The following is an 11,293-nucleotide window of genomic DNA, read 5'->3' on the forward strand; positions in this document are numbered from 1 at the left end:
TAGGACTACTCCCAGTGCTACCACCAGGACTTCCAATGTTCGGCATCACATCACAAGACGGCCGTCACCGTGGGGATACCGGCAAGCCGGTGGCGTTCGATCAGCTTCTCGGCCGCCAGCGTCGGTCCGAAATCCAGGTAATGCTCACGCACCAGGTCGAGCACCAGGTTGCGGAAATCCTCGCTGTGGGGCTTTATTTCCGGAAGGCCGCCAGCCAAGTAATGAAATGCAACGCGCTTGTTCAGCCGAGCCGCGCAATCTTCATGGAGCGAGTTTATCCGATACCATTTAGCGTTGATTGTAGACGCAAAGTTGCTAATCTCGCGTTCAAATGGAAGGGGCTTTCATGAAAACTATGGTTGCAATGCTTCTTGCAGCGGTTGGCGTTGCAGTCAGTGCCAGCAGCACTTTGGCGGTTAATTTCTGCCAGTCCAACAAAGACCGGAATTGCTTTACCGGCAGTTTCGGACTTGTCGACATTCCCGGTGACGCAAGCCATAAGCTGCTCAAGGCAGATTTCGGATATGTCGATTTGAACGGAGTGGGTTGGCAGACCAACAAGGAGACGAAGACTGACGGCGCTTCGATTCCGCCGCTATTGCAACCGTTTGTCGGTTCCCCATGGGAAGACGGCTATATTCGTGCAGCCGTCATCCATGTACTGCGACAGGCACGTTCGAACTTGGAAAGAGACGCATCGCGTCTTCTATGACGCCATGCTGGCCAGCGGCTTGGAGAAACCGAAAGCGAAATTGCTGTTCTACGCCGTCTATGCCTTTGGTCCACGCTGGGGCTATCTCGTTCCCGGAGAGAAGTGTGCGGCTGGGAAGAACTGCATCCAGATGACAGGAAAGGACGCCGCGTTCGTGCAGTTGCCTGGGGAATTGGCCGATCAGTCGAGCGCAGGCGAATTGAAGGCGATCAAGGCGACCATCGATCTCAAGGAGCGTTCTGGTGATGCGTTAACGCTTGATGAACTCATGGCGATCGCCGACGAAGCTCACCCCCAGCAAACACTTCGTGATCAGCGGCCTGCCGGTGGTGATGAGATCACCAAGTAACGGTGCAAGTCGTCGATGGAGGACGCGAGGAAGAGGGACCGTCTTTCAAGACCGACAGCACTATACGATCTTGAGAAGGAGATCATCGCTTCAACCGGCGGCCAAGTTAGGCTTCGTCAACTAGAGCATCGGATTGAAATCCGGAATCGAAGGATTGAACTAACCCGCTGACGCGGGATAGGTCGGGTTTGGAGGCGCGGTCTCCTGATGGGATGTTGGGGTGTTGAGAACCAACCCTTGACCAGGAGACCGACCGATGACCGACGCCCCGGCAGCGGTGAACCCGCTGCGCCGCCGCATGATCGACGACATGACGCTCCGCAACCTGTCGCCGGCCACGCAACGATCCTACCTGCATGCAGTGACAAAGTTCAGCCGTTATTTCGGCCGCTCGCCGGATCGGCTGGGGCTGGAGGATGTGCGCGCTTTCCAGGTGTACCTGGTGTCGCAGGGCGTCTCCTGGCCGGCGCTCAACCAGACGGTTTGCGCGCTGCGGTTCTTTTACGGCGTGACGCTGGACCGGGCGGAGCTTCCCGAGCGAATTGCCTATGCGCGCACGCCGCGCAAGCTGCCGGCGATCTTGAGCGCCGACGAGGTCGTGCGGTTTCTCGAAGCGGTGCCGTCCTTGAAGGCGCGCACGGCGCTGACGACCGCCTATGCCGCCGGACTGCGCGCCTCGGAGGCGGTGAGCCTGAAGGTGGCCGACATCGACAGCCAGCGCATGGTGATCCAGGTCCGTCACGGCAAGGGCGCCAAGGATCGCACGGTGATGCTGTCGCCGCAGCTGCTTGGCATCCTGCGCACCTATTGGCGGCTGGCGCGCCCCAAGGATTGGCTGTTTCCCGGACGGGGCGACAAGCCGATCGATGTGCAGGTGCTTTATGCCGCCTGCCGGTCGGCGACCAAGGCGGCGGGATTGACCAAGCGGGTCAGCGTGCACACGCTGCGGCACAGCTTTGCAACCCATCTGCTCGAGAGCGGCGTCGATATCCGCATCATTCAGGTGCTGCTCGGACACACCCACCTGTCGACGACGGCGCACTACACCCAGGTGGCGACAACGACGATCGCCCGGACTGAGAGCCCGCTCGACCGGCTGCGCCTCGAGGTCGTGCCGCCGGTCTGAGATCGCGCCATGCGACCGGCGCTGGAGGTGGCGGATATCTTCCGCCGCCATGGCCCCGCTTATCGTCGTACCCATGACGGTCGTCTCGGCCGGGGGGAACGCCGCGTCATGGCGGCGATCGCGCTGTGCCGGACGGCGGCGCTCGGCGGCCATGTCGAGACCTGCGACGACTGCGCCTTGAGCCGCGTCGCCTACAACTCCTGCCGCAACCGCCATTGCCCCAAATGCCAGGGTGCCACGCGCGATCGCTGGCTTACCGACCGCCAGGCCGATCTGTTGCCGGTACCGTACTTCCATGTCGTGTTCACCGTACCGGCCGAGATCGCCGCGATCGCCTATCAGAACAAGCGGCAGCTCTATGCGATCCTGTTCGAGGCGGCCGCCGAGACGCTCAAGACCATTGCCGCCGATCCCCGGCATCTCGGCGGCGAACTCGGCTTCCTCGCCATCCTCCACACCTGGGGGCAGACGCTGACCCATCACCCGCACCTCCACTGCCTCGTCCCCGGCGGCGTGCTGGCCGCCGATGGCGGACGCTGGATCGCCTGTCGCCGCCGCCGTTTCTTCCTGCCGGTCCGGGTGCTCTCCCGGCTGTTCCGCCGCCTGTTCCTCGAGCGTTTGCAGGCGGCGCAGACGGCCGGAGGCCTGCGTTTCTTCGGCGCCCTTGAACCGCTTGGCGACGGCAATGCCTTGGCCCGGGCGCTGCGTCCGCTGCGCAAGAAGCGCTGGGTCGTCTATGCCAAGCCGCCGTTCGGATCGCCCGAACGGGTGCTCGCCTATCTCGGCCGCTACACCCATCGCGTCGCCATCGCCAACAGCCGCCTCGTCAGCGCCGACGACACCGGCGTGACCTTCCGCTGGCGCGACTACCGCCATGGCAATGCACCGCGCTCGATGACGCTGGCGCCGCACGAGTTCATCCGCCGCTTCCTGCTCCACTGCCTGCCCGACGGCTTCCACCGCATCCGCCACTACGGCTTCCTCGCCAACGGCATCCGCCGCGCCCGCCTCGCCGTCATCAGGCGGTTGCTGGCCGATGCCCCGCCGCAACGCCGCCGGGCCGAAGGCAGTCAGTCCGGGCACCAGCGCGACCGCTTCGATCCCTCCGTCTGTCCCTGCTGCGGCGGCATCCTGCGCATCACCGCCAGGCTGCCGCGGGCGCGGGCATGGCCCGACACGTCATGAGTGCCTGCCGCCGCGCCCATTGGTCCCGACAGCCTTGCCGTATCAGCCCAGGTCGGTGCGATGCGGATCTGTGCCCCCTGCGTCATCCCGCTGCGGTTCTGGCGCTGCCAAAGCCGCGCTCAAGACCCCAGTGTTCCCCACAACACCAGCGCCGGACGCCGCCGCACCGGGCCATTGCCCCCGCCGCAGCGGCGCGCGCCATCAATATCGGCGCGCCAAGATCAAACGCCGCAGCACTAAATCCATAGCGCCGTGCCAGCGTCAGCGGGCCAGTTCAATCCGGCTTCAATGAGGTCGCGCCCGGCGTCAGTTCGCCAGCCCATCCCTGCGCGACCTCACAGAACCCTCCGCGCTCGATGACGCTGGCGCCGCACGAGTTCNCGATTCCCTTTTGCGGAGATTTGTGATTCACCGTGATGGGAGGTGGATCATGGGCAAGAGCTATTCGTCGGATCTTCGTGATCGCGTTGTTGGGTTTGTCGAGGCGGGGCATTCTCGGCGTGCTGCGGCGCGCCATTTCGGGGTCAGTGAGAGTTTTGCAGTCAAGCTGATGCAGCGCGTTGAGCGGCATGGGACGGCGGCGCCGGTCCGTCAGGGCCGCCCGCCGGGCGGTCGGCTTGTGGCTTTCGAGGCTTTCCTGGTCGCGGCGGTTGAAGCAAAGCCGGACATCACCATGCCGGAACTGGCGGCCCGGCTTTCGGCGGAACGAGGCATGAAGGCCGCCCCGGCCGAGCTTTCCCGTTTCCTGTGTCGGCGCGGCTTCACATATAAAAAAAGTCCTGATGGCGTCGGAGCGCGCACGCGCGGCGATCCGGGCTGAGCGGCGCGTCTGGATCGAGCTGCGCCAGCCGAGGATGCGGCTCGAGCCCCATCGCCTCGTCTTCGTCGACGAGACCTCGGTGAACACCAAGATGGTGCGGCTGCGCGGCCGCAGCCTGCGCGGCACGAGGCTCATCGCCGATGCGCCGTTCGGCCACTGGAAAACGCAGACCTTCATCGCCGGGCTGCGCTGCCATGGCATCACCGCCCCCTGGGTGATCGAGAAGGCGATCAACCGGCCGGCCTTCGACACCTGGGTCGAAACCCAGCTCGCGCCGACCCTTGCCAAGGGCGACGTCGTCATCCTCGACAACCTCGCCTTCCACAAGAGCGCACGCGCCGCAGAATGCCTCAGAGACAGGGGCGCCTGGTTCCTGTTCCTGCCGCCCTACAGTCCGGACCTCAACCCTATCGAGATGGCCTTCGCCAAACTCAAGGCGCACCTGCGCGCCGCCGCAGCCAGAACCTTCGACGCACTCTGGAAGGCAATCGGCAACATCTGCGACCTCTTCAACAGAACCGATTGCTGGAACTACCTCAAGGAAGCTGGATATGCGTCCGATTAAATGTCCGATGCTCTAGCGGAAAGTCTCAGTTGGCTGCTGAAGTTCGCAGCGCACGAGTCTTTGCTATTTCCGATCTACGACAGGCTTTGCGAATAATCGCGCAGGGGTCCGACCTTGCAGTAATGTGGCAAGGAAGGAGGGACGGCGTGAAACCAGGGTGTAGAGCAAAGGCTCGTCGGTCCGGGTCCACGGCGCAAGCCACACCTGGCAGTTCGCACCCGCGGCGCCGGCGAGGGTACTGAGAATTTCTCGGACCAGAGAGGTATCAAGTTTGGTGGTGCGGGCGATGCCTGCTTCTGTGCGCAAGTCGAAAGCGGGATCGAGAAGAGCCGCGAGGACGGCGCGCACAAAGTCCGGCCGTAAGTCGGCCGCCGGGAGAGGCCAGCCTTCGATCTGGTCGCGCATCACCAGCTCCTGCAGAAGTGTCAGGCGGATATAGTCGACGATCCTATTCCGGCCGACGAGCAGCAGGAAGTTCAGCCCGAGCTTCATGCGAGCGCTCGTCGTCTCGGTGCTGACAAGACGCCGCGCGACGGCGACCAGTCGCGCCTCGATGCGTTTGACCAGCAATGCGAAGGCGTTTTCGTCTATTCGCGCCCAGCGAGGATAGGGCACCTCCGGCAGGGCATCGCCGACGAGGGGAATGATCGGTACATAGTCATGCATGCTGCCGTCCGAAAGGGTCTTGCTGATCACCGCGTTTCGCCGTTCGGCTGCGCCCTCCGGCCCGTGTAGCGTCTGATGGTTCTTGTCGATGGTGAGATGGCGCATCAAGAAATATTGGCAGTTACGGCGGCCGAGCTGGTAGTCGTGGTCGCGGAACGCCTCCAGGACGAAACCGCCGAAGCCGCCGAGCAAACCGCTTGCGATCGAGAAGGTCTCCTCCCGCTCCTCGCCGCCGGGCGTACTAGGCGGCACGCGGTGTGGCGAGATCATGAACCGGCTGTGGGTGCCTTCGGCGGCGACGGCGAGCAACTGATCAGGCTTGAAGCGTACCTGCTGGCGGAGCGCCGTCACCACGCGCCTGGCAATGCTGAGCACCCCGAGCGGCGGTTCGCCATCGCCGAGAAAAGGTGGCCCCTCGGGAAAGGGCGCGATCATGATAACGGCTCGATCGGTCTTTTCGGCGTTCCGTTCATTGGGCCGGGGCGGGTCCTTCATCAGGGTGAAGCGGACATATTCGAACGGGTCGTTGTTGATGAGGCCACCATCGACAGAGACGAACGAAAAGGGATAGTCTTGCGACGACGGGACATGCCACGCGTCCGGCCACGTGGGTATTGGTTTGAGCTCTGATTGATCCTCGGAAATCGGAAACTTCGCCTTTGCATATTGCGAGGTGGCCGTCGCTATCACGCGCGGTGAAAGGCCAATCGGGAAGGCGCCGGAGGCGAGGGCGGCATTGGCGAAGGCAAGCCATTCCGGCGGGCGCGTCGACGCGCCCGTTGCGCCGAACAGTGACGTGGCCGCGATCGACGTGCCCGAATCTGTGTCGGCGAAGGGGCTGGGGGACGGCTTCCACGTGCCGATGCCCTCGACCACGTAGTGCACGCGGTCGGCGTGCGTCATCATGTTGTATTGACCGCCGCTGAAGTGGATCGCGTAAGGCACGCCGCGCAAGTTCGACAGCATCATGTAGAAATGGAGCGAACTGGCGACATAGGGGCGTGGGCTGAGGGTACCCGTCGCCTCCAACGCCTCAGCCCCAATCGCGGTCAACACGTTGGCGTTTAAAACCGAGATGACGGGCCGCCCGCCCGCCAGGTCTTTGAGCGACAGCAGGTCGGGTGAGCCGTCGGGGGAAACCAGCGTCGGGCGGGTCACCCAGGACCGGTAAAGACGTCCGAGAGTGAAGCGGATGTTCTGGCTGCCGGGGGCGGGACTTGGGAAGGTCGCGGGAGCCTCGCGGCCGCCGGCGGCGATCACGCCAATGGCGGCGGTGATCGCGCCAGCAGAGGCCCCGGAGAGCGCCTTCAGGCGAACGTCGTATTCCGGCAAGTCGGGGGCCCCCTCCGCCTTTGCCTTTTCCCATGCGTCGAGTGCCTGGATCAAAAAGTCGAAGACTCCGGCCGAATAGGCGCCCGCCGAAATCGCGCCCGACATCGCAATGCCGATTTCGAAGGTCGGTTTGGAGCCGTCGGTCATCACTGTTCCCTCAGTTGAGCGGCGCCGCATTGATCCCGGCGGGCGCCATGACGTTCGTGCACGGCTGCCGCCGGCTGCCTACAATGTCTTCAGGTATGCAATGAGCGCCGCCTTCTCATCCGGCTTCAGCGCCGGGCCGATCACGCCCGGGCCGGGGGTGTCGCTGAATTCGTGACCGGCATTGCTGTTGCCCGGCTTTGCGGTGTCGAACTTGAAGCCACCCTTCAATTCGTCCGTTAGATAGCCAAGCTTGTCCGGGTCGTATTCGCGATTGCCGAGCCAGAACGTCTTCGGCCGTTCGCCGGCCGGGGAAAGCAGGGCATCGATGGTCGGCACCGAGCCGTTGTGCAGGAAGGGCGGCGTCGCCCAGATGCCGTCGAGCGGCCGTCCCTTGTAGGCAAGCGGCGCCTGGATGCCGTTCTGGCGATTGCCATTCATGATCCCCCGTTGCTCGGCCGGCACCGGCGGGGTCTGGTTGTCGTACCAGCGAGCGGCTGTCTTTGCGACGAGCGCGCCGAGCGCGCTGCCGAACGAGTCGGTGTCGATGCCGAGCTCGGAGGGAAGCTTGACCTTGCGCTCCGCCATGCTTTGGGCCTGGGCCGGATCCGTGCCGATATTCTCGACGTTGATGATGGGCACGCGGAGATAGCGCTCGCCGGCCGAATTCTCGTTCGTCCAGTGCTTCTGCTCCCAAAAGCCCTCACTGCCGACCGGTGGCAGGTGGCAGCCCTGGCACCGGTCGGCGTAAACTGCGGCGCCCTCGGTTGCGAGTTTGGTATCGATCGAACCGAACAGGTTGGAAGGCCAACGCGGGGGACGCAGGCCGGTGAAGCCGTTCTCTGCCGTCGGTTGCTTGCCGGCCAACTGCTGCTCGATCTCGAAAATCGTGTCGACCTTCACCGTCGAGGCAAAGAGTGGCTGCTCCGACTTGGTGAGATTGATGAAGGCGCGGACCCCCAACGCTTCGCCCGCATTGCGCACCATCGGCTGCATGATCGAGGCATTGTATTGGACCCAATCGAACCAGGACGTGTCCCAGATATGTGGGAAAGCGACTGGCGCGGATTGAGCGACGTAGTTCTCCGGCCGCTCAAGGTCGAGCGAGAAGACCTGGTTGCCGATCCGGTTGAGTGCATCCAACCGGCCGAACCCCTCTTCGATACTTTTTTCGGCCACCTTCTTTTCGAGATCGACTTCGATCCTGCCACCCGCAAGCACCTTGTCGAGCTGTTTCTTGAGCACGGCCCTGGCTTTTTCATCCGCCTGCGGCCCGAGCACTGCCGTGGCGAAGCGGTCGAAACGGAAAGGCGCATAGCGGGTGAAGAACAAGGCCAATCCTGAAGCCTTGCGGAATTTTCCAAGATCGGTGAGTGCCGGGCCGCCATCGACCATCACGGCAGTACCCTTGTAAGTGAAGCGACCGGTGTGGCATGCCGCACAGGTGAGCCCGACGGTGGTGAGCGGCCTGCCGGTCGCTGGGTTGACCCACGGTTGGGCGGTTTTGGGATCGACAAGATCGCCGCCATGGGCAAAGCCGACCGGAAGGCCGGATGAATCCGCCGTAATGAAGCCGAAGCGGTCGAGATAATCGCTGGACAGGAAGGGCGGCCCGGCTGTCAGCGTGAAGGTGGGCTGCTCCAACGCCGCCAGCCATTCGTAGGGCATCGAGAAGGTCACCGTGCCCTGGTCGGCATGGTGCATCCAACCGCGTTGTGATTGTGACCAGTTCTGCTCGAGCCAGGTGACCTTGTCCACCTTCGGATAGTCAGGAAGATCGACGCTAAACATCCGAACCACATAATAGAGGCCGGCTGCGACCAGCACGGTGAACCCGAGCAGGATAGGCCAAAATCGCGACTTGCGTTTCATGCGTCTTTACCCCCAAAGCTTGAAAGCGCCCCTTCCAGTGCGGCGTGGTCCTCTAATTATTCTGGGGCGGCGGCACTGCCGCCCGCGCCGCTCGCGCGCCCGGATAGACGATTGCGCGTGCGTGACCGAGCGATGCGTAATCATCTGGACTGGTCGCCAAAGGAATGCGAATGCATTCCGGGCTCCGGTTTGGATTCATCTCCAGCCGGCTCACGGCCGCCTGGTCGTCGATGACCTCGTTAAGGCGAATTTCGAACATGTCCACCCAGGGGAACCAGTATTCGTTCCACGGCTGGGACGGGTCGAACAGCTCGTGATTGCCGACCGGCGGCGGCGGCGTGTCACGCAGCTGCGCCTGCAGGATGTAGCGCACGTCACTGCGCCTGACGCGGTGAATGAAATCCTTGCGCAGGAAGTCGGGAGCCCGATCGTCGTCAGCCTCAGCGTCCATGGATGGATGGCCGTTAGCCTTGAATTCGGGGCGCGGCAGGCCGCGATCGGGGCCGCGGTCGGCGTTGATCAGCCGGAAGCGGACGTAGCGGCTGACGCCAGTTTTGTCGATGAATTCGAAACAGACCCAGGTGTGATACCGCGAATCCGTGAACGAGCCGCGGAGTCATCAGATGCGTGCCGCCGATAAAGAGGTCAAGACGCTCGTCGTAAAGGCGCACGCGCAGCCGGTGCCCGATGAGCCGTGACGGCACGGCATGTTTGGTTGGTATCGAAGCCTGCAGCGGTTCGCACTACTGGGCGCGGGAGATCGGCGCACTCGGCCACGAGGTACGTTTGATTCCGCCGGCCTATGTCAAACCGTTCGTCAAACGGGGGACGACGGATGCAGCCGACGCTGAGGCGATTAGTGAGGCAGTGACGCGCAAGACGATGCGCTTCGTTCCGGTGAAATCCCCCGAACAGCAGGCGGCGGCGATGGTCTTGAAGACACGCGCCCTTCTGGTTCGTCAGCAAACTCAGACGATCAACGCGCTACGTGCTCACCTGTCCGAACTGGGGATCATTGCCGGCATCGGCACGGCGAAAATTGCAAGCCTGATCGCGATCGTGCGTGATGAAACCGATGCGCGTCTCCCGAACGCGGCCCGCTTCGCTTTGACGGCAATTGCGGATCAAATCGACGCACTGGCGCTGCAGATCAACAAACTCGAGCGAGAGCTTGTCGCCGAAGTGAAGCATGACGAAGACATGCGGCGGCTGGCCACAATCCCTGGCGTCGGAGCCATTACGTCGGCCTCCATCAAGGCGCTTGTCCCAGACCCGGGTGGGTTCAAATCCGGGCGCCATTTCGCCGCATGGCTGGGATTAACGCCGAGATCCCATTCGAGCGGAGGCAAGGAGCGATTGGGCAAAATATCGAAGATGGGCAATCCCGAGCTTCGCACTCTGCTCGTCGCCGGTGCAACCTCGGTCCTGCGACATGCAAGAGGCAACCACAAAGCCCCACGGTGGCTAGTCGCACTGTTAGCGCGACGGCCTTTCAAGGTCGTTGCGATCGCGCTCGCCAACAAAATGGCGCGGATCATCTGGGCGCTCCTGACCAAGGGCGGAACATATCGCGGTCTCGAGAGCAGTGCGGCCAGCTCATAAGCTGACAACGAACATCACGAACTGCGCGGCACGGTAGCCGCCAGTGGCAAGGTGCGCAAACAAGCGATGATTCCACAACGGGACGAAATCCCGAGGCGAGAGAGGCCAGCGCGCCATTGCGCTTCGAGCGCGTTTGGTTGATCAGTCACTCGTTTCGCGGATTTCATCGAGGCCAGCGGTCCACAGAACCGCGCTGATAGGCCGGACATATGACCGCACCGTTCCCGCGGGATGAATCGCTGAAAAATGCCCTTGCCAAGCGGGTCGTTCCACATATGTCGCGCTGCAGCCTGACGAAGTCAGACGTCTGTCAAAGCGACGTCTTCGCTGCCAGTGTGTGCGGCAGCCGTCAGCTATTGAATGCAGTCTAACACTTGGTGCCCGTCCATCATCAGCTCAGTGAGACAAGCGGGCATCCTTCAAGCGGTCGGCTACTAAGGTTAGCTTGCGGCCAGACATATGTGGCCATGCTGACCTATCCTCTTCAGCCTAGCCAAAAGCCTCGCCGCGCGGCTACCGCTGCACGTCGGTCGCGCGACCCCTGGCCGAAGTTGCTTGGCTGGTGGCGTGAGCCCACTGCCATAATTGTCGTGCCAGGCGCAACTCCACCGCTACGTTGCCTGGATGCGCGACGAACGCGTTCGCTGTTTCGTAGTGGCGGATCGGTCTCCTCCTTGTCCACCGCTCGCCAGCGGGTAACTGCTCATCGTCTCTCTTTCCGGCACCCCCGCACCCGCAGGCGATAGTGACAGCGCCGATAGGCTTGCACCTGCGTGCGACCACTCTTCCATCTCCTCAATAGCCTCCATCCAAATAAGCGATTTTACATATCTGCTGAGTGTAGAGCGACAATCTGGCTGAGATCAGCGCGACAATCTGGATGAGATTCTGGTGTCGCGGTTGTCGGCGACGGTATCATC

9 protein-coding genes and 1 pseudogene are annotated in these 11,293 nt (G+C 62.9%); 6 read left to right on the forward strand and 4 right to left on the reverse strand.

What is annotated here, in order from left to right; genetic code table 11:
- Positions 1–50 precede the first annotated feature (50 nt).
- Complete coding sequence (locus AU381_RS29660; protein WP_014857776.1) at positions 51–218, reverse strand: hypothetical protein; 168 nt, start codon at positions 216–218, stop codon at positions 51–53.
- Positions 219–346: 128 nt separating this feature from the next.
- On the opposite strand from AU381_RS29660, the gene AU381_RS30710 reads away from it, so the two are divergent.
- The 5 genes from AU381_RS30710 to AU381_RS28450 all read left to right on the forward strand — a co-directional run bounded on the left by AU381_RS30710 (position 347) and on the right by AU381_RS28450 (position 4,757).
- Complete coding sequence (locus AU381_RS30710) at positions 347–712, forward strand: DUF1353 domain-containing protein (protein ID WP_014857774.1); 366 nt, start codon at positions 347–349, stop codon at positions 710–712.
- 4 nt (positions 713–716) lie between these two features.
- Positions 717–1,061 carry a hypothetical protein gene (locus tag AU381_RS30715; RefSeq protein ID WP_014857773.1) on the forward strand — a complete coding sequence of 115 codons (345 nt, stop codon included), beginning with the start codon at positions 717–719 and terminating at the stop codon, positions 1,059–1,061.
- A 256-nt stretch (positions 1,062–1,317) separates the two neighbouring features.
- Positions 1,318–2,187 carry a tyrosine-type recombinase/integrase gene (locus AU381_RS11465; RefSeq protein ID WP_014857771.1) on the forward strand — a complete coding sequence of 290 codons (870 nt, stop codon included), beginning with the start codon at positions 1,318–1,320 and terminating at the stop codon, positions 2,185–2,187.
- Between the two features lie 9 nt (positions 2,188–2,196).
- Entirely contained in the window at positions 2,197–3,372 is a 1,176-nt protein-coding gene (locus AU381_RS11470) for an IS91 family transposase (RefSeq protein ID WP_041409870.1), read from the forward strand.
- 430 nt (positions 3,373–3,802) lie between these two features.
- Positions 3,803–4,757 (forward strand): IS630 family transposase gene (locus AU381_RS28450; protein WP_086018849.1). Its coding sequence is split into 2 segments (ribosomal slippage): positions 3,803–4,150 and positions 4,152–4,757, totalling 954 coding nucleotides; the frame shifts between segments, so codons are not numbered across the junction.
- A 63-nt stretch (positions 4,758–4,820) separates the two neighbouring features.
- Here the strand turns inward: AU381_RS28450 and AU381_RS11485 are convergent.
- The 3 genes from AU381_RS11485 to AU381_RS11495 all read right to left on the reverse strand — a co-directional run bounded on the left by AU381_RS11485 (position 4,821) and on the right by AU381_RS11495 (position 9,222).
- The gene (locus AU381_RS11485) at positions 4,821–6,902 is read right to left on the reverse strand and encodes a patatin-like phospholipase family protein (protein WP_015633459.1); all 2,082 of its coding nucleotides are present in this window, start codon (positions 6,900–6,902) and stop codon (positions 4,821–4,823) included.
- Positions 6,903–6,980: 78 nt separating this feature from the next.
- Positions 6,981–8,771: a di-heme-cytochrome C peroxidase gene (locus AU381_RS11490; RefSeq protein WP_014857747.1), complete on the reverse strand. Its 1,791-nt coding sequence runs from the start codon at positions 8,769–8,771 to the stop codon at positions 6,981–6,983.
- 52 nt (positions 8,772–8,823) lie between these two features.
- The gene (locus AU381_RS11495) at positions 8,824–9,222 is read right to left on the reverse strand and encodes a catalase family protein (protein ID WP_014857746.1); all 399 of its coding nucleotides are present in this window, start codon (positions 9,220–9,222) and stop codon (positions 8,824–8,826) included.
- 254 nt (positions 9,223–9,476) lie between these two features.
- On the opposite strand from AU381_RS11495, the pseudogene AU381_RS11500 reads away from it, so the two are divergent.
- Positions 9,477–10,373: pseudogene (locus AU381_RS11500) on the forward strand (IS110 family RNA-guided transposase); the annotation flags it as partial.
- Positions 10,374–11,293: the final 920 nt, after the last annotated feature.

It is taken from the genome of Sinorhizobium glycinis (assembly GCF_001651865.1).
In the GTDB taxonomy this organism is placed as follows: domain Bacteria; phylum Pseudomonadota; class Alphaproteobacteria; order Rhizobiales; family Rhizobiaceae; genus Sinorhizobium; species Sinorhizobium glycinis.

What these genes read in the sequence shown, in the direction of transcription:
- AU381_RS30710 (WP_014857774.1), top strand. Translation starts at nt 347, where the DNA reads ATGAAAACTATGGTTGCAATGCTTCTTGCAGCGGTTGGCGTTGCAGTC.
- AU381_RS30715 (WP_014857773.1), top strand. Translation starts at nt 717, where the DNA reads ATGCTGGCCAGCGGCTTGGAGAAACCGAAAGCGAAATTGCTGTTCTAC.
- AU381_RS11465 (WP_014857771.1), top strand. Translation starts at nt 1,318, where the DNA reads ATGACCGACGCCCCGGCAGCGGTGAACCCGCTGCGCCGCCGCATGATC.
- AU381_RS11470 (WP_041409870.1), top strand. Translation starts at nt 2,197, where the DNA reads ATGCGACCGGCGCTGGAGGTGGCGGATATCTTCCGCCGCCATGGCCCC.
- AU381_RS11485 (WP_015633459.1), bottom strand. Translation starts at nt 6,902, where the DNA reads ATGACCGACGGCTCCAAACCGACCTTCGAAATCGGCATTGCGATGTCG.
- AU381_RS11490 (WP_014857747.1), bottom strand. Translation starts at nt 8,771, where the DNA reads ATGAAACGCAAGTCGCGATTTTGGCCTATCCTGCTCGGGTTCACCGTG.
- AU381_RS11495 (WP_014857746.1), bottom strand. Translation starts at nt 9,222, where the DNA reads ATGGACGCTGAGGCTGACGACGATCGGGCTCCCGACTTCCTGCGCAAG.